General features: G+C 69.6%; 13 protein-coding genes and 1 tRNA gene. 8 read left to right on the top strand and 6 right to left on the bottom strand.

The features are described 5' to 3' along the window. Positions 1 to 41: 41 nt before the first annotated feature. Positions 42 to 1,262 carry an acetyl-CoA C-acetyltransferase gene (locus tag ACFV9J_RS31075; RefSeq protein WP_385359638.1) on the top strand — a complete coding sequence of 407 codons (1,221 nt, stop codon included), beginning with the start codon at positions 42 to 44 and terminating at the stop codon, positions 1,260 to 1,262. 293 nt (positions 1,263 to 1,555) lie between these two features. Beyond that, positions 1,556 to 2,365, top strand: coding sequence for a hypothetical protein (locus ACFV9J_RS31070; protein WP_385359636.1), 810 nt, complete (start codon positions 1,556 to 1,558; stop codon positions 2,363 to 2,365). Between the two features lie 59 nt (positions 2,366 to 2,424). On the opposite strand, the gene ACFV9J_RS31065 is transcribed toward ACFV9J_RS31070, so the two are convergent. Next, entirely contained in the window at positions 2,425 to 2,736 is a 312-nt protein-coding gene (locus ACFV9J_RS31065) for a hypothetical protein (RefSeq protein ID WP_167469766.1), read from the bottom strand. 103 nt (positions 2,737 to 2,839) lie between these two features. Between ACFV9J_RS31065 and ACFV9J_RS31060 the strand changes: the two genes are divergently transcribed. Further along, positions 2,840 to 3,070 carry a DUF4287 domain-containing protein gene (locus ACFV9J_RS31060; protein ID WP_385359633.1) on the top strand — a complete coding sequence of 77 codons (231 nt, stop codon included), beginning with the start codon at positions 2,840 to 2,842 and terminating at the stop codon, positions 3,068 to 3,070. Positions 3,071 to 3,140: 70 nt separating this feature from the next. Here the strand turns inward: ACFV9J_RS31060 and ACFV9J_RS31055 are convergent, their stop codons facing one another. Both ACFV9J_RS31055 and ACFV9J_RS31050 read right to left on the bottom strand, forming a co-directional pair. Next, on the bottom strand, positions 3,141 to 4,064 hold the full coding sequence (locus tag ACFV9J_RS31055) for a Bax inhibitor-1/YccA family protein (protein ID WP_356859353.1): 924 nt from the start codon (positions 4,062 to 4,064) through the stop codon (positions 3,141 to 3,143). Between the two features lie 168 nt (positions 4,065 to 4,232). Continuing rightward, the gene (locus ACFV9J_RS31050; protein ID WP_385359629.1) at positions 4,233 to 5,399 is read right to left on the bottom strand and encodes a 4-hydroxybenzoate 3-monooxygenase; all 1,167 of its coding nucleotides are present in this window, start codon (positions 5,397 to 5,399) and stop codon (positions 4,233 to 4,235) included. A gap of 583 nt (positions 5,400 to 5,982) precedes the next feature. Here ACFV9J_RS31050 and ACFV9J_RS31045 point away from each other — a divergent pair. The 3 genes from ACFV9J_RS31045 (at position 5,983) to ACFV9J_RS31035 (ending at position 10,110) form a co-directional block, all read left to right on the top strand. Further along, the gene (locus ACFV9J_RS31045) at positions 5,983 to 8,259 is read left to right on the top strand and encodes a CDP-glycerol glycerophosphotransferase family protein (protein ID WP_385359627.1); all 2,277 of its coding nucleotides are present in this window, start codon (positions 5,983 to 5,985) and stop codon (positions 8,257 to 8,259) included. A gap of 154 nt (positions 8,260 to 8,413) precedes the next feature. Then, positions 8,414 to 8,965: a hypothetical protein gene (locus tag ACFV9J_RS31040; protein WP_385359624.1), complete on the top strand. Its 552-nt coding sequence runs from the start codon at positions 8,414 to 8,416 to the stop codon at positions 8,963 to 8,965. Continuing rightward, the gene (locus ACFV9J_RS31035; RefSeq protein ID WP_385359622.1) at positions 8,962 to 10,110 is read left to right on the top strand and encodes a glycosyltransferase family 4 protein; all 1,149 of its coding nucleotides are present in this window, start codon (positions 8,962 to 8,964) and stop codon (positions 10,108 to 10,110) included. Before ACFV9J_RS31040 ends, ACFV9J_RS31035 begins: the two co-directional genes overlap by 4 nt. 83 nt (positions 10,111 to 10,193) lie before the next feature. Here the strand turns inward: ACFV9J_RS31035 and ACFV9J_RS31030 are convergent. Further along, a tRNA-Leu gene (locus ACFV9J_RS31030) sits at positions 10,194 to 10,277 on the bottom strand. A gap of 409 nt (positions 10,278 to 10,686) precedes the next feature. On the opposite strand from ACFV9J_RS31030, the gene ACFV9J_RS31025 reads away from it, so the two are divergent. Both ACFV9J_RS31025 and ACFV9J_RS31020 read left to right on the top strand, forming a co-directional pair. Next, a complete protein-coding gene (locus ACFV9J_RS31025; protein WP_087790666.1) occupies positions 10,687 to 11,457 on the top strand; it encodes an ABC transporter ATP-binding protein in 771 nt (256 codons plus the stop codon). Between the two features lie 105 nt (positions 11,458 to 11,562). After that, complete coding sequence (locus ACFV9J_RS31020; protein WP_385359618.1) at positions 11,563 to 14,094, top strand: ABC transporter permease; 2,532 nt, start codon at positions 11,563 to 11,565, stop codon at positions 14,092 to 14,094. Positions 14,095 to 14,167: 73 nt separating this feature from the next. On the opposite strand, the gene ACFV9J_RS31015 is transcribed toward ACFV9J_RS31020, so the two are convergent. Both ACFV9J_RS31015 and ACFV9J_RS31010 read right to left on the bottom strand, forming a co-directional pair. Further along, positions 14,168 to 15,484 carry a class I SAM-dependent methyltransferase gene (locus ACFV9J_RS31015; RefSeq protein WP_385359616.1) on the bottom strand — a complete coding sequence of 439 codons (1,317 nt, stop codon included), beginning with the start codon at positions 15,482 to 15,484 and terminating at the stop codon, positions 14,168 to 14,170. A gap of 265 nt (positions 15,485 to 15,749) precedes the next feature. Further along, positions 15,750 to 17,174, bottom strand: coding sequence for an NAD(P)/FAD-dependent oxidoreductase (locus ACFV9J_RS31010; protein ID WP_385359614.1), 1,425 nt, complete (start codon positions 17,172 to 17,174; stop codon positions 15,750 to 15,752). Positions 17,175 to 17,442: the final 268 nt, after the last annotated feature.

The raw sequence follows: 17,442 nt of genomic DNA, 5'->3' as shown, positions 1-17,442 counted from the left end.
CAGCCCTGCCCGCCCCGTACCGCCTCGCCACTGGAGCCGTGATGCCCGAAGCCGTGATCGTCTCTGCCGCCCGTTCCCCCATCGGCCGCGCCTTCAAGGGCTCCCTGAAGGACCTGCGCCCCGACGACCTGGCCGCCACGATCATCCAGGCGGCCCTCGCGAAGGTGCCCGAGCTGGACCCGCGGGACATCGACGACCTGATGCTCGGCTGCGGTCTTCCCGGCGGCGAGCAGGGCAACAACCTCGGCCGGATCGTCGCCGTCGAGATGGGCATGGACCACCTGCCGGGCTGCACCGTCACCCGGTACTGCTCCTCGTCCCTGCAGACCTCCCGCATGGCCCTGCACGCCATCAAGGCCGGTGAGGGCGACGTCTTCATCTCGGCCGGCGTCGAGATGGTCTCCCGGTTCGCCAAGGGCAACTCCGACAGCCTCCCGGACACCCGCAACCCGCTCTTCGCCGAGGCCGAGGCCCGCACCGCGGAGGTCGCCCAGCAGGAGGGCACCACCTGGCACGACCCGCGCGAGGACGGCCTCGTCCCCGACCCGTACATCGCGATGGGCCAGACCGCGGAGAACCTCGCCCGCGCCAAGGGCATCACCCGGCAGGACATGGACGAGTTCGGCGTCCGGTCCCAGAACCTCGCCGAGGAAGCCATCAAGAACGGCTTCTGGGAGCGCGAGATCACCCCGGTGACCCTGCCCGACGGCACGGTCGTCAGCAAGGACGACGGCCCGCGCGCCGGCGTCACCCTGGAGGGCGTCCAGGGCCTCAAGCCGGTCTTCCGCCCCGACGGCCTGGTCACCGCCGGCAACTGCTGCCCGCTCAACGACGGCGCCGCCGCCCTCGTGATCATGAGCGACACCAAGGCCCGCGAGCTGGGCCTGACCCCGCTGGCCCGCATCGTCTCCACCGGCGTCTCCGGCCTCTCCCCCGAGATCATGGGCCTGGGCCCGGTCGAGGCCAGCAAGCAGGCCCTGTCCCGGGCCGGGCTGGGCGTCGGCGACATCGACCTGGTCGAGATCAACGAGGCGTTCGCCGCGCAGGTCATCCCCTCCTACCGCGACCTCGGCATCCCGCTGGAGAAGCTGAACGTCAACGGCGGCGCCATCGCCGTCGGCCACCCCTTCGGCATGACCGGCGCCCGCATCACCGGCACGCTGATCAACTCCCTCCGGACACACGACAAGCAGTTCGGCCTGGAGACCATGTGCGTCGGCGGCGGCCAGGGCATGGCCATGGTGATCGAGCGCCTGAGCTGACCCACGCCGAAGGGCACTGAGGGACCGTCAGTAACGCCTCGCGGACCCAGTGTGACAGCCCGGTCCGGAACCCGTTCACCCCAGGGTTCTGGGCCGTTTTGTGACCCAAACTCCCCCAGGATGTGACCTACCTCTCCTGCCCCATGGATTTACGCAGGTCAGACCATCCCCACCCCTACCTCGCGGGCCCAAAGTCCTGTCCGTTTCGTGACGTTACGCACTGACAGACGGTTAGTCCTCCCTTCAAGCTGATGTAGGAAGTCGGGGGTCGACTTTGAACCGGGAGTACGTCAGTGAGCGCCATGCCGATCGCCCTGCTGCTCACCACGGCCGCCACCGGCGCCGTGGGCGTCGCCGTCCTGCGCAGCATCCTGGTGCTGCGCCGCCAGGTGACCGCCTTGCGCGCCGAGCTGGCCGAGAGCCGGGCCACCGCCACGCGGGGCCGGGTGCCCGCCGCCCGCACCACCGCCGACGCCGAGGAGATACGCGCCGCCGTCGCGGAGGCGCTCGCCGAGGAGCGCGAGCGGGAGCTCGCCGAGGCGCGCGCCTTCTGGGCCGCCCAGGAGACCCGGGACGCGTCCGACGCGCCCCTGCTGCTCGGTCTGTCCGACAGTGAGCTGTTCCTGCCCCGCCAGGCGGACCTCGTGGGCCTGGAGCCGGTGACCGAGCCGGCCGCGGACGCCGACGAGCCGTCCGCGCAGGACGCGGGTCACGCCGGTCCCAGGGAGTCCGCCGAGCTGGCCGCCGCCCGCCGTCGGCACCCCTCGCACCCGGACTTCGTGCCGAACCCGTCCCCGGCCGTGAACGATCACGACCGCACCGTGGCGACCCTGGAGGGGCTGGCCGAGTCGAGCGTCGCGCTGGCCGACGTCCGTCCGGGTCCGCTGGGCACCCTCGACGTGTACGTCTTCGCCGACGGCACCACCCTGTGCATGACCCCGGGCCACCGCGAGACCGCGGAGCGCCTGGCCGCCGCGCTCGGCGCGGGTCAGACGCCGTACCTCCTCGGCGGCTCCGGCATCTCCGGTGCCTACACGCTGACCTTCGCGTGCGGCGAGGAGAACGTGTACATCCTGGCGGACCGCGTCATCGCGTCCCTGTAGTAACGCCAGTAACGCCAGTAACGCCGGTCGGGCCGGTCACGCCGGCCCCGCCGGTCGCATCAGACCCCGGCCCGCTTGCGGGCCTCCTCGACCAGCGCCGCCGCTTCTTCCACCTGGCCCTCGTCCTCCAGGACGAGGGCCAGGTCGTGTGCGGCGACGGCGATCTGGTCGGCGGCGGCGAACATGCCCGCGTCCGGCATCTCCCGGGGCTCGGCCCCGGGCTCCTCCACGAGCTGGGCGCGCCGGGCCAACTCCCTGGCCAGGCCGAGCGCCTCGGCGGCGGCGCCGCGTTGCAGCCTGCTCTGCGGGGCGGCCCGCAGACGGTCGGCGAAGTCGTCCACGGCACGGGTCAAAGGCGTCGTATCAACCACGGCGCGAGCGTACGCGGCCGTCCGGGACTGTTGCCAACGGACGAACGCTCAGGCACGGTGACCTGAAGGACCGGCTCACATCCCCTTTCGCCCGGAGGCGCCGATGTCCCAAGTCTTCTCCGAGGAGACCCATCGCAATCTGCTCGCCCGAATCCCCCAGTGCACCGGCCGTGAGATCTCCGACTGGCTGCGCGCCGTCGAGGACGGCCCCTCCCTCTTCCGCTTCGAGGAGAAGGTCAGCTGGCTCCGCCACGAACACAACCTCGCCTACGGCCACGCGAAGGCGATCGTCCACGAGTACGACCTGAGAAGGGCCGCACGCAAGCTGCGGTGAGCGGCACCGGCCCCACGACGCCGAAGGGCCCCGGGCACGAAGCCCGGGGCCCTTCGGATGTGCGGTCCTGCTAGTCGTTGCTGTTCAGGATCGCGATGAGGCGCAGGAACTCCAGGTAGATCCAGACCAGCGTCAGCGTGAGGCCGAACGCGGCGAACCAGGCCTCCTCGCGCGGGGCGCCGTAGGCGAGGCCGTCCTCGACCTGCTTGAAGTCGAGGGCCAGGAAGCACGCACCGAGGATGATGCCGACGATGCCGAAGACGACACCGAGCGCGCCGCTGCGGAAGCCGAGGCCGTCACCGCCGCCGAAGACGGCGAACAGCAGGTTCACCATCATCAGGAAGACGAAGCCGAGCGCGGCCGCCATCACGAAGCCGTAGAAGCGCCGGTTGACGCGGATCCAGCCCGCCTTGTAGGCGATCAGCACACCGGCGAAGACCGCCATCGTGCCGATCACGGCCTGCATGGCCGCGCCGTCCGCGATGCGGTTGTCGACGACGCTGGAGACGACGCCGAGGAAGACACCCTCGAACGCCGCGTAGGACAGGATCAGCGCCGGCGTGGGCTTGCGCTTGAAGGACTGGACGAGCGCCAGGACCATGCCGATCAGCGCGGCACCGATGCCGATGCCGTACGAGCGGCTGATGTTCGCGTCGTCCACCGGCAGCAGCGCCCACGCGAGCGCGGCCGTCACCACGAGCACGCCGAGCGTGCTGGCCGTACGGATGACGACGTCGTCCATCGTCATCCGGCCGGTGGTGGCGGGCGCCTGCGGCGGCGCGCCGAACTGCTGGTCCGGCTGGGCGTACGGGTTCTGCGCGTACGGGTTGCCGGCGGGCTGCTGGGCGTACGGGTTGCCCTGGGTGCCCTGCGCGTACGGGTTGGCCTGCGTGGCGACGGCGGGTCCCCCGGCCTGCGGCGCGGCGTTGAAGCCCGCGTAGCCGTTGTCGCGGCTGAACCCCCGTCGCGAGAAGACCGGGTTTCTGCTCCTCATTTCACTCCTCCATGGCCACACGGCGCAGCCTTGGCTCAAGAGTAATAGAACGGCAAAGGAATGACCCTACTGCTTGGGGAGGATCTTTCCCTCGCCTTGCGACTCAACACGCTACGCCGATCAGTGATTCCCCTCACGGCCGGGGGTGCCCGGGCCGCCCGGCCCCGCTCACCCGATCGGGAACCCGGTGTAGGCCTCGGCGAGGTCGGTCTCGGCGGCGCGGGAGGACGTGATCCGGTCGAGGCGGGCCGACTGGAGCCGGTCCTCGAAGGGCGTGGCGTCCGGGGCGGTGTGCAGCAGCGTCGTCATGTCGTACGAGAACCGCTCGGCCTGCCAGACCCGGCGCAGACAGGTCGCGGAGTAGGCGTCGAGCAGTTCGCCGGAGCCGGTCGCGGTGCGGTGGGCCAGCGCCCGCGCGAAGGTCACCACGTCGCCGACGGCCAGGTTGAGGCCCTTGGCTCCGGTGGGCGGCACGATGTGCGCGGCATCGCCGGCCAGGAAGAGGCGGCCGTGCCGCATGGGCTCGTGGACGTAGGAGCGCATCGGCGTGACCGACTTCTGGGTGATCGGCCCCCGGCGCAGGGTCCAGTCGTCGGTCTCGAAGCGGCGCTCCAGCTCGTCCCAGATCCGCTCGTCGCTCCAGTCGTCGGCGTCCGTGTCCGCGGGGACCTGGAGGTAGAGGCGGGAGACGGACGGGGAGCGCATGGACAGCAGGGCGAAGCCGCGGGCATGGCGGGCGTAGACCAGTTCGTCGTGCGAGGGGGCGACGTCGGCGAGGATGCCGAGCCAGGAGAAGGGGTACGTCCGCTCGAAGGTGCGCCCGCCCGGGACCGCGCTCCGGGCCACTCCCCAGAAGCCGTCGCAGCCGACGACGTAGTCGCACTCCAGCACGTCCTCGACGCCCTCGCGGCGGAAGCGGACCCGCGGCCGGTCCGTGTCGGCGCCCTCCACCGCCAGCGCCTCGGTCTCGAACAGCAGCGGGCCGCCCTCCTTGAGCTGGAGGGCGATGAGGTCCTTGCAGACCTCGGTCTGGGCGTAGACCATGACGGACCTGCCGCCGGTGAGCGCCGGGAAGTCGACGCGGTGGCGGCGGCGGTCGAACCTCAGCTCGATGCCGTCGTGGCGCAGTCCCTCCCGGTCCATCCGCTCCCCGGCCCCGGCCGCGCGCAGCACGTCCACCGTGCCCTGCTCCAGGATCCCGGCGCGCTGCCTGCGCTCGACGTAGGCACGGTCGCGGCTCTCCAGGACGACCGAGTCGATCCCGGCGTTGTGCAGCAGCCGGGCCAGCAGGAGCCCGGCGGGGCCTGCCCCGATGATGCCGACGGTGGTGCGCATCGGTCGTTCCCTTCGATCGGCGTCGTTGCCTTGCTCGAACCCAGTCGCTTGTTCGCATAGTGAAATTTCTTTCACCAATACGTCGAGTTTCAGCCCGATCGCACATCACTGTCAACGGGCGAATCGGGCATTCTTGTGGAGTTCCCTCGACGACACGGAGGGCGAGGGCTCGCTCCGGTCGGCCAACTCGGCGGCCTGCGGCCCACGTTGCGGCCAAGGAGTGCGACCGTCGGGTAACCGATGCCACCAAGAAGGCCGTTGGCCGGAATCGACGCATTCCCGCCACTCATCGGGAGAAGCCGACGACTGGGCTTTCACGTTCCGAAAGGAAGCGCCGCGCGTGGTCACCGACTACGTCACATCACCGTCGACCGCGAAGTCATGATTCACGTCACAGGCCCGCGGGATCGCCGAACGGGACGTCAGGTCATGCGCCTAACATATGAACTGTTCGTCAGTGTATCCTGCCTCATCTGTCAACCACGCGCCTGCCCTCCAGGCCCCCAGGATGACGAAGGACTCAGGACCCGAACCGGAACCCGGACAGCGAACCGGTGCGGTCGAAGGATTGGAAGAGCAGGGCGTGTCGAAGCCGCGTATCAGCGTGATTGTGCCGATTTACCAAGTTCAGCCCTTCTTGCAGGAGTGTCTCGACTCCATCCTCGACCAGTCCTTCCGTGACATCGAGGTAATCGCCGTCAACGACCGCTCGCCCGACCGCTGCGGAGAGATCGTCGACGAATACGCCGCGGCCGACGAGAGGGTGCGGGCACTGCACCTGCCCGAGAACGTGGGCCTGGGCCGGGCGCGGAACGCCGGCATGGAGATGGCGCGCGGCGACTATCTCTTCTTCCTCGACAGCGACGACACGCTTACGCCCGGCTCGCTTCAGCTCATTGCGGACCGGCTGGATCAGACCACCGACCCGGATGTTCTGATCTTCGACTACGCGCGCACATTCTGGTGGGGCGGGGAGACGCGCAACAGTCTGGCATCCGTCTTCAAGACGCAGGGGCCGGAGGTCTTCACTGCAAAGCAGAGACCGGAGTTCCTCACCCTGATCATGGTGGTGTGGAACAAGGTCTACCGGCGTGAGTTCATCGAGCAGCGCGGCTTCGAATTCCCCCCGGGGTACTACGAGGACACTCCCTGGACCTTCCCGGTCCTGATGGCGGCCGACCGGATCGCCGCCCTCGACCACGTGGTCGTCCACTACCGCCAGCGTCGCCAGGGCAACATCCTTCGCACCGTCAGCCGCAAGCACTTCGACATCTTCGACCAGTACCAGCGGGTCTTCGCCTTCATCGACAGCGACCCGTCCCTCGGTGAGTGGCGGGCCCAGCTCTTCACCAAGATGATCGACCACTTCATCGCCATTCTGGCGAAGAGCAACCGAGTGCCCGAAGAGCTGCGCGCCGAATTCTTCGCACAAGCACATCGTCACTATCGGCGCTATGTGCCGACCGGCTACGTGCGGCCCGAGGGGCACACAGGCATACGGCACGCACTCATCGCGCGCGGCGCCTACCCGGTCTACCAGACTCTGAAGGTCGCCAACAACGGCCGACGCAAAGTCCGCAAGACGGTGCGCGAGACCCGGAAGAAGGCGGCCGTCAAGCGGATGGACCGCCTTTACGAGGCCGCGCTGAAGCAGCCCGTCGACCAGAATCTGGCCGTCTACTCGTCCTACTGGGGTCGCGGTTACGTGTGCAACCCCGCTGCTTTGCACGCAAAGGCCAAGGAGATAGCCCCGCACATCAAGGGCGTGGTCGTCGCCAAGCCGGACGAGGTGAAGAAGCTCCCGCCCGGCACCGATTACGTGATCCCGGGGACCGCCAGGTACTGGGAGATCATGGCGCGCGCCAAGTACTTCTTCAACAACGTCAACTTCGAAGACCGCTTCGTCAAGCGGCCAGGCACCGTCCACGTGCAGACGCAGCACGGTACGCCGCTCAAGACCATGGGCATCCACTTGCTGCCGCACCCGGTCGCCGCCAAGGGCACCAACTTCAGGAAACTCCTGGAGCGCTCGGACCGCTGGGACTACTGCATCTCCTCCAACCGGTTCTCCTCGGAGATCTGGGAGCGGGCCTTTCCGTGCTCCTTCGCACCGCTGGAGAGCGGCTACCCGCGCAATGACGTCTTCTACACGTCGACTGCCGCCGACGTCCGTCGCATTCGGGAGGGGCTCGGCATTCCGCGGGGGAAGACCGCCGTTCTCTACGCGCCGACCCACCGGGACTACACCAAGAGCTACGTCCCCCAGCTCGACGTCGCCCGTCTCGCCGAAGCCCTCGGAGACGAGTTCGTGGTGCTGATGCGGGGCCACCACTTCTACGAACAGACCGCGGAACTGCGAGCGTTGCAGGATTCGGCCCAGGTCATCGACGTCACCTCCCACACCTCCTCGGAGGAGCTGCAGCTCGCCGCGGACGTGCTGCTGGCGGACTACTCGTCGATCATGTTCGACTACGCCAACCTCGACCGGCCGATCGTGATCTACGCCAACGACTGGGACGCGTACAAGATCTCCCGCGGTGTGTACTTCGATGTCACGGAGGAGCCGCCCGGGCACGTCGCTCGCACCCAGAACGAACTGCACGAGATCTTCGTCAGCGGCGCTTGGCGCAACGAGCAGTCGGACACCCTGCGCGACACCTTCCGCCGCAAGTTCTGCGAGTACGACGACGGCCGGGCGGCCGAGCGGGTCATACGGCAGATCATGCTGGGTGAGTCGGCGGACAAGCCGCCGGTCGTGCCGTTGGACGAGCGGACGCCAGCCCCGTCGCCGGAGGCCGCCGAGGCGGCCGAGACGGACGTCATGAAGTCACCCGTGGTCGGCCCCAGGGCCGCCGCCTAGCCTCCTCCCGGTCGGAGCGTCGGCGCGTTCCTCAGTGGCGTGCCGACGCTCGGTGTCGAGACGTCGACGCCGACTGTCTGGCGCCGCTGCTTTGCCTGACCTCTCCGCCTCCCCAGGGGGTGGGCCATTGACGGGAACAGAAGAGAAGGTGGCCATGCAAGCCAGTGCCGGGGAACGGCCGCACGCCGAGATCAGACGGGTCTGGCCGCGCGACGGTCACATTCGCATCCTGGGGACGATCGTCACTGGCGGGGTGTCGGACGACGTCCCCGTGGACAAGTCGTGGACGTTGCGCCTCACCTCTCGCGAACGGCCCGAGCTTCCCGTCCTGTCCGGCACCGAGCGGCTCAAGGGCCGGTTCGTGCGTACGGTGACCCGTACCGCGGCGCCCACACCGCGACAGCTGTTCTTCCCCGTCGTCAACGACGGCGCGCGCTTCGAGACAGTCGTGTCCGTCGGCAAGCTGGCCGTCTGGGACGCGCTGCCCCGAGAGCACTGGGACCTGCACGTGCTCGCGACACGCGGCGGCAAGAAGGTGACCCTTCGGGTCGGCCGCCACCTCGACGACATGCCGGGCAAGAAGCAGATCGTCAAGTTCCCGGAGCAGTACAGCTCAGGTGTCGCCGTACTGCCGTACTACACCGACGGCGACGACCTCTCCATACGCTGCGCCCGACGCGACGACGCCAACCGGAGCGCCGCATGAAGCTCACTTACCTGATCTACAACGCGTTCGGCGTCGGCGGCACCGTCCGTACCGTGTTCAACCAGGCCAACGCCATGGTCGAGCGCGGCCACGAGGTAGAGATCGCGACCATGCTGCGCTACCACGAGGAGCCGCCCTTCCCGCTGGACCCGCGGGTGAAGGTGACCGCGCTCGTGGACAACCGGTCCGGCTCGTACGTGGACTGGGACCGGTACGCGGGCCCCGAGGACACCTCCTGGCACGAACGGTTCCCGGCGGGTGTCTCCAAGAACGCCGACAGCCGTCGCCGTATCGGCGCGATGATCCGCTTTCTTCGTGGCCTGGAGGACCGGATCGTGATCGGCACCCGGCCCACGATCAACCTGATCGTCGCCGAGTACACCGACCCGGCGCTGGTCCGGGTCGTCCAGGAGCACGCGGGTCTGTCCACGCACAAGGGCGAGTGGCGCGAGGCCATCGACGCCGCCTACGTGAAGATGGACGCGCTCGTCTGCCTCACCGAGGCGGACCGTGCCGCGTATGCCGAGGCGTTCCCCCAGGTCCGCGTCGAGCGCATCCCGAACGCGCTGCACTCCCTGGACGTGCCACGCAGCGACCTCTCAAGACCCCAGGTCGTCAGCGCCGGCCGACTCGACGGCAACAAGGGCATCGACAAGCTGATCGCGGCGTTCGGCCAGGTCGTGGAAGCCCACCCGGAGTGGACCCTGCGCGTCCACGGCGACGGCCCGGAGATGGAGGCCCTGCGCAAGGCCGTCCGGACCAGGCACCTGTACAACCACGTGTTCCTCATGGGTCCGACGCGCACGCTCGACGAGGAGCTCGCCAAGGGCTCCATCTTCGCGATGAGCTCCAAGTCCGAGGGCTTCGGCATGGTGCTGCTGGAGGCCATGAACGTCGGTCTCCCCGTGGTCAGCTTCAACTGTCCGGTCGGCCCGCGGGAACTCGTCGCGGACGGCGTGGACGGTCTGCTCGTCCCCGAGCTCGACGTGGCGGCCCTGGCGGCGGGCATCATCCGTCTGATCGAGGACGAGCAGCTGCGCCGCAAGTTCTCCCGGGCGGCCCTGCAGAAGGCCGCCGCATACGGACCCGACGTCGTCACCAAGTCCTGGGAAGACCTCTACGAGGTCCTGACGACAGCAAAATAGTACCGAGCGAGGCCGCCGGCCACCGCCCCGGCGGCCGGCGGCCTCGCCGTGCCTGCTCGTCGAGTGCGCAGGTGCGAGGAGAGTGCCCGGAGCCGGACTTGAACCGGCACGCCCTCGAAGGGGCAGCGAGGTTTAAGCTCGCCGTGTCTGCATTCCACCATCCGGGCAGGCCGTGGGCTCCGCTTCGCGCGCCTTGAGCCTATCGGGACGCTCCTCCCGACCTCGGGCGGGACGGCCGATGTTGTCTTATTTTATTGGCGCCTGAGGGTGCATCAGTTACCGGGTCAGGCCAACAGCACATGCCAACAGCCTTGCGTGCGACCGCCCGCGCCGTATGCGGAATGACGGGATTTCACCGTCTCGACAAGGGCGCCCGCCCCGTTCTCACCCGCCCGGCCGTCGGGGTCGGCCGTCATCCGCAGGTATGACACCGGCCCGGCCCGTCCGACCGAAGTCGCCCCCCTGAACCGGAACAGCGGCTGACTACAGGGCGCCGTACGGCCGGGACGATGGATGACGTCCCCGAGCACACACCGTGCCGACCGCACCCGCCGTACCGACAGGAGCGCCCTTCCCGTGACCACCGCACCCATCGCCGACCGGTCCACCCTCGTGGCCGCGCGCGCCACGGAGCTTTCCAAGATCTACGGCCAGGGCGAGACCCAGGTGGTCGCCCTGGACCGGGTCTCCATCGACTTCCGGCAGGCCGAGCTCACCGCGATCATGGGCCCCTCCGGCTCCGGCAAGTCCACGCTGATGCACTGCGTCGCCGGCCTGGACACCTTCTCGTCCGGCTCGGTGCGCATCGGCGAGACCGAGCTGGGCTCGCTCAAGGACAAGCAGCTCACCAAGCTGCGCCGGGACAAGATCGGTTTCATCTTCCAGGCGTTCAACCTGCTGCCGACGCTGACGGCGCTGGAGAACATCACCCTTCCGATGGACATCGCGGGCCGCAAGCCCGACAAGCAGTGGGTGGACTCCGTGATCCAGATGGTCGGGCTGTCCGGACGGCTCGGGCACCGGCCCGCCCAGCTCTCCGGCGGGCAGCAGCAGCGGGTCGCCGTGGCCCGGGCGCTGGCCTCCCGGCCGGAGATCATCTTCGGGGACGAGCCGACCGGCAACCTCGACTCCCGTTCCGGCGCCGAGGTGCTGGGCTTCCTGCGCAACTCGGTGCGGGAGCTGGGCCAGACCGTGGTGATGGTGACCCACGACCCGGTGGCCGCCGCCTACGCGGACCGGGTGGTCTTCCTCGCGGACGGACGCATCGTCGACGAGCTGTACGGGCCGACGGCCGACTCGGTGCTCGACCGCATGAAGCGGTTCGACGCCAAGGGCCGCACCAGCTGACGTTCCCCGGCCGCTGCCGTCCGCGACTGCGCCCGCTGCCGTCCGCGCCCCGTCCGCCCCCACCCCGTACCCCGTACGCCGTACGTCTGGACAGAGAAGACCCCCATGTTCCGTACCGCCTTGCGCAACGTCTTCGCGCACAAGGCCAGGCTGTTGATGACCGTGCTCGCCGTGATGCTCGGCGTGGCGTTCGTCTCCGGCACCCTGGTCTTCGCCGACACCCTCTCCAACGCCTTCCGCAACCAGTCGGCGAAGAGCTACCAGGACGTCGCCGTCGCCGTCACCTCGTACGCCGACTCGGACAACTCCGAGGAGGAGTACGGCCTCTCCCGTGAGGTCCTCGACAGGATCTCCGCCGTGGACGGCGTCGCCGGGGTGTACGGCCGCGTGGAGGGCTTCGCCGGCGTCGCCGACCCCGACGGCAAGCTCATCGGCGTCGGCTGGTCCAACAAGGGCTCGAACTTCGCGCCCGGCAAGGACGGCAAGGACACCGCGTACACGTTCACCGACGGCTCAGGCCCGGTGAAGGACGACCAGATCGCCCTGGACGAGGAGTCCGCCGGCAAGGGCGAGTACGAGGTCGGCGACCGGGTGCGGGTCGCGACCAACGGCCCGGTGAAGGAGTACACCCTCAGCGGTGTCTTCACCACCGAGGACGGCGCCGTCAACGCGGGCGGCAGCCTCGTCCTCTTCGACACCGCCGTCGCCCAGAAGCAGTACCTCCGGCCGGGCTACTTCGAGGAGGTCACCGTCACCGCCGCGCCCGGCGCGGACGACGCGCGGATCCTGAAGGCGGTCGAGCCGCTGCTGCCCGAGACCGCCGAGGCCCAGACCGGCCGGGCACTCGCCGACGAGCAGGCCGACCAGATCGAACAGGGCATGGGCAACCTCAAGCAGGTCCTGCTCGGCTTCGCGGGCATCGCGCTCTTCGTCGGGATCTTCCTGATCTCCAACACCTTCACGATGCTGGTCGCCCAGCGCACCAAGGAGATCGCCCTGATGCGCGCCGTCGGCGCGTCCCGCAGGCAGATCACCCGCTCGGTGCTCGCCGAGGCCGCGCTGGTGGGCCTGGTGGCCTCGGCCGTCGGCTTCGCCCTCGGCGTCGGTCTGGCCGTCGGACTGCGCTCCGGCATGGCCGCGTTCGACATGAAGATGCCGGCCGGTCCGCTGGTCCTGTCCGCCACGCCGGTGGTCGCGGCGTTCGCGGTGGGCGTGCTGATCACGGTGTTCGCCGCCTGGCTGCCCGGCCGCCGGGCCGCGAAGATCCCGCCGGTGGCGGCCATGAACAGCGTCCACGCGGTGGCCACCACCAAGTCGCTGGTGGTGCGCAACTCCATCGGCGCGGCCATCACCGCCCTCGGAGCGGTGGGGATCGTGGCGGGCGCCTCGGCCGGCGGCGACGACGGCCGGATGTACATCGGCGCGGGCGCGTTCTTCGCGCTGATCGGCGTGATCGTCCTCATCCCGCTGCTGTCCCGGCCCGTGATCGCGCTCGTCCGTCCGCTGCTCGTCGGCCCCTTCGGGGTGGCGGGCAAGCTGGCCGGCCAGAACGCGGTCCGCAATCCGCGCCGCACCGGCGCCACCGCCTCGGCGCTGGCGATCGGACTGACGCTGGTGACCGCTCTGTCGGTGCTCGGCGTCACGGTCGGCGCGGCCATCGACAAGATGACCACGGACAACATCAGGGCCGACTACATGGTCTCGATGGCCAACGGGGGCGACCTCGACCGGTCCGCGCTGACGGCCCTGGAGAAGGCCGACGGCGTGTCCGCGGTGTCGCCGCAGCAGGACGCCTACTTCCGGGTCGACGGCGACTACGTGTCCGCCTCGGCGGTCACCCCCGGTGACATCGAGAAGGTCCTGACGGTCGACGTCGTCAGCGGCGACGCGGGCTCGCTGGCCCGGGGCCGGATCGCGGTCGCCGAGAAGACGGCCGAGAACAGGGGCTGGAAGCCCGGCGACACCGTCCCGGTCACCTTCGACGACGACGAGAAGGCCACGCTGACGGTCGGCGCCGTCTACAAGGACAGCGAGTTCCTCTCCCCCGTCCTCGTCGACCGGAAGGTCGTGGACCGGCACGAGGCGAAGCCGTCCATCCGGCAGATCTTCGTGAAGACCGACGGCGGCCAGACCGCGGCGAACGAGAAGGTCCTCGTCGACGCGCTCGGCGACAACCCGGCGATCACCGTGATGGACCGGCAGGACATCCGCGACGAGTTCGGCGGCGCCATCAACACCCTGCTGAACGTCATGTACGGCCTGCTGGCGATGGCCCTGATCATCGCGGTCCTCGGCGTCGTCAACACCCTCGCGATGTCCGTCTTCGAACGGCAGCAGGAGATCGGCATGCTGCGCGCGATCGGTCTCGACCGGCGCCGGGTGAAGCGGATGGTGCGGCTGGAGGCCGTCGTCATCTCGGTGTTCGGCGCGGTGGTCGGCATCGGCCTCGGCACGTTCCTCGGCTGGGCGATCGGCGAGACCGTCGCGGACAGCATCCCGGGGTACGCGCTGGTCCTGCCCTGGGACCGGATCGGGATCTTCGTGCTGCTGGCCGCTCTGGTGGGCGTCCTGGCCGCCCTGTGGCCGGCCCGCAACGCCGCCCGGCTGAACATGCTGAACGCGATCAAGGCCGAGTGACCTCGCCGGCGACGCGGAACACCGAAGGGCCGGGCCCCCGCGCGGGGGCCCGGCCCTTCGGGTCGGGTGCGGATCAGGCGCGGCCGGGCGCGCCCCACACGCGGGCCCGCAGCGGCAGCCCGGAGGCGCCCGAGTCGGGCGTCTTCACCGCGAGGACCTGGTTGACGCCGATGCGGTTGCGTTCGAAGGCGAGCGCGGAGGCGGCCATGTACAGCTGCCATACCCGGGCACGGCCGGGGCTGACGAGCCGGACGGCACTCGCCCAGTCGGACTCCAGGTTGGCGACCCAGCGGCGCAGGGTGAGCGCGTAGTGCTCGCGGATCGACTCCACGTCGCGCACCTCGAACCCGGCGCGCTCCAGTTGGGTGACGGTGGTGCCGACGGGGGCCAGTTCGCCGTCGGGGAAGACGTAGGCGTCGATGAACTCGTCGACGTTGTAGGAGGACTCGTCCCGCTGCGGGCGGCGGGCGATCTGGTGGTTCAGCAGCCGTCCGCCGGGCTTGAGCAGCTTGTGCAGGTCGGTGGCGTACTCCAGGTAGCGCTCGGCGCCGACGTGCTCGGCCATGCCGATGGAGGAGATGGCCTCGTACGGCCCGTCCGCGACGTCCCGGTAGTCCTGGACGCGGATCTCCACCCGGTCGGTGAGCCCCTCGTCCGCGACGCGCTTGCGGGCGTAGGCGGCCTGTTCCTGGGACAGGGTCACGCCGACGACGCTCACGCCGTGCTCGCGGGCCGCGTGGATCGCCATCGAGCCCCAGCCGCAGCCGACGTCGAGGAGACGCTGACCGGGGCTCAGGTCCAGCTTGCGGCTGACGAGTTCGAGCTTGTCGCGCTGGGCGTCCTCCAGGGTGCCGCCCTCGGCCGGCGGGGCGGGCCAGTAGGCGCAGGAGTACACCATGGAGGGGCCGAGGACGAGTTCGTAGAAGTCGTTGCCCACGTCGTAGTGGTGGCTGATGGCCCGCTTGTCGCTGCGCTTGGTGTGCAGGTGGCCGCGGGCCCGGCGGACCTCCTCGGGCGGCGGGGCGGGCGGCAGCGGCGGCCCGGCGAGCTTCACCAGTCCGCGTGCGGCGGCCCGGACCTCCGGGTCGCGCAGCGCCTCGACCAGGCCGCGGGCGTCCTCGCCGCGCTCCCAGATCAGGCCGGCCATCAGACCGAGGGCGGTGTAGAGGTCTCCCTCGATGTCGATGTCGCCGGCCACCCAGGCGCGGGCCAGGCCCAGTTCACCCGGTTTGAACAACAGGCGGCGCAGGGCCCTGCGGTTGCGGACGACGAGGGTCGGCGCGCCCGGCGGACCCGCCTGCGAGCCGTCCCAGGCGCGGATGCGCACCGGAAGTGGTGCTCCCAGCAACTGTTCGAAGAGGTTCTGCAGCCGCAGCGCGGCGTCAGCCATGGCGTACCTCCGTGACGAGCGATCCCGGAATGTCCAACACCACGTAAACACCTGGGAGCCCCCGGTACAGTCCCCGGCGCGCATTACGACTCGGCAAAATAGCTGTACACACCAACGGACTTGTCGCCCCGACGGCGCGGCACGCGCGCAGCGCGAAGGGGCCGTCCGCACCACGGATGGCGGACGGCCCCTTCGGGAACCGCTGGGTACTGCTGGGTACTGCTGAGTACTACCGGGCGCCGCTACGGCTGCGCGCAGGCGGGAGTCAGGAGGCCTTGGCCTCGGTCTTCTCCTGCTTCGCGGCCTTCTCGCTCTGGTCGCCCTTGTCGGCGGCCTTCGCCGCGGCGGGCTTCGGGGCCGGCTTGGCGGCCTCGTAGAACTCCTCGCGCGGGGTCTCCATCGCGCCGAGGGAGACGACCTCGCGCTTGAGGAACATGCCGAGCGTCCAGTCCGCGAAGACGCGGATCTTGCGGTTGAAGGTCGGCATGGCCATGCCGTGGTAGCCGCGGTGCATGTACCAGGCGAGACGGCCCTTGAGCTTGATCTTCATCTTGCCCATGACGATCATCGCGACGCCCTTGTGCAGGCCGAGGCCCGCCACCGCGCCCTTGTTGGCGTGGCTGTACTCCTTCTGCGGGAAGCCCCGCATACCGGAGATCACGTTGTCGCCGAGGACCTTGGCCTGGCGCAGCGCGTGCTGGGCGTTCGGCGGGCACCAGGCGTTCTCGTTGCCCGCCTTGCGGCCGACGAGGTCCGGCACCTGGGCGTTGTCGCCCGCGGCCCAGATGTAGTCGGTGCCCTGGACCTGGAGGGTCGCCTGGGTGTCGACGTGACCGCGGGGGCCCAGCGGCAGGCCGAAGCGGGCCAGCGCCGGGTTGGGCTTGACGCCGGCCGTCCACACGACGGTGTTGGAGTCGACCTCGAGACCGTTCTTCAGCACCACGTGGCCGTCGACGCAGGAGTCCATGGAGGTGGACAGGTAGACCTCGACGCCGCGGCCCTCGAGGTGCTCCTTGCCGTACTGGCCGAGCTTGGGGCCGACCTCGGGGAGGATCTTGTCGGCGGCGTCCACGAGGACGAAGCGCATGTCCTCGCGGGAGACGTTGTTGTAGTACTTGGCCGCGTCCCGGGCCATGTCCTCGACCTCACCGATGGTCTCCGCGCCGGCGAAGCCGCCGCCGACGAAGACGAAGGTGAGCGCCTTGCGGCGGATCTCCTCGTCGGTGGTGGAGTCGGCCTTGTCGAGCTGCTCCAGCACGTGGTTGCGCAGGCCGATGGACTCCTCGATGCCCTTCATGCCGATGCCCTGCTCGGCGAGGCCGGGGATCGGGAAGGTGCGGGAGACCGCGCCCATCGCGATGACCAGGTAGTCGAAGGGCAGCTCGTACGCCTCGCCGACCAGCGGCGCGACGGTGGCGACCTTGCGGTCCTGGTCGATGGTGGTGACCCGGCCGGTGAGGACCTCCGCCTTCGGAAGCACGCGCCGCAGGGGGACGACGACGTGCCGCGGGGAGATGCTGCCGGCGGCGGCTTCGGGGAGGAAGGGCTGGTAGGTCATGTACGACCGCGGGTCGACGACGGTGACGGTCGCCTCGCCGTAACGCATCTTCTTCTGGATGCGTCGAGCTGCGTACAGGCCTACGTACCCACCGCCTACTACGAGGATCCTGGGACGCTCCGTGGTGCTCATGCCATCGAGTATCCACCCGGTTGAGGGGGGTGGATCGTGCGCCCCTTCACAAGCTTCAGTGGGTGCTGTGCTACCATCCGCCACCCACGTGACGGAGATCATGGCGGACGAAGGAACCAGCGTGTAGAGGACCCCGTTGTCAATGCCGCGTGAGCTGCACCTCCGCGCTTCGGGAGCGATGGACCACCCTTCCGCGAGGGCTCTGCGGGACCCCTCCGCGACACCGACCTGAACACGTTCAAAGGGCAGTTGAAACCCCAAAAGGGTC

The organism is Streptomyces sp. NPDC059906 (genome assembly GCF_042730645.1).
Classification (GTDB): domain Bacteria; phylum Actinomycetota; class Actinomycetes; order Streptomycetales; family Streptomycetaceae; genus Streptomyces; species Streptomyces rubrogriseus.
The sequence above is the reverse complement of the archived record's forward strand: the minus strand, read 5'-3'. Positions and strand labels throughout refer to the sequence as shown.

What these genes read in the sequence shown, in the direction of transcription:
- ACFV9J_RS31075 (WP_385359638.1), top strand. Translation starts at nt 42, where the DNA reads ATGCCCGAAGCCGTGATCGTCTCTGCCGCCCGTTCCCCCATCGGCCGC.
- ACFV9J_RS31015 (WP_385359616.1), bottom strand. Translation starts at nt 15,484, where the DNA reads ATGGCTGACGCCGCGCTGCGGCTGCAGAACCTCTTCGAACAGTTGCTG.
- ACFV9J_RS31020 (WP_385359618.1), top strand. Translation starts at nt 11,563, where the DNA reads ATGTTCCGTACCGCCTTGCGCAACGTCTTCGCGCACAAGGCCAGGCTG.
- ACFV9J_RS31050 (WP_385359629.1), bottom strand. Translation starts at nt 5,399, where the DNA reads ATGCGCACCACCGTCGGCATCATCGGGGCAGGCCCCGCCGGGCTCCTG.
- ACFV9J_RS31055 (WP_356859353.1), bottom strand. Translation starts at nt 4,064, where the DNA reads ATGAGGAGCAGAAACCCGGTCTTCTCGCGACGGGGGTTCAGCCGCGAC.
- ACFV9J_RS31060 (WP_385359633.1), top strand. Translation starts at nt 2,840, where the DNA reads ATGTCCCAAGTCTTCTCCGAGGAGACCCATCGCAATCTGCTCGCCCGA.
- ACFV9J_RS31040 (WP_385359624.1), top strand. Translation starts at nt 8,414, where the DNA reads ATGCAAGCCAGTGCCGGGGAACGGCCGCACGCCGAGATCAGACGGGTC.
- ACFV9J_RS31010 (WP_385359614.1), bottom strand. Translation starts at nt 17,174, where the DNA reads ATGAGCACCACGGAGCGTCCCAGGATCCTCGTAGTAGGCGGTGGGTAC.
- ACFV9J_RS31035 (WP_385359622.1), top strand. Translation starts at nt 8,962, where the DNA reads ATGAAGCTCACTTACCTGATCTACAACGCGTTCGGCGTCGGCGGCACC.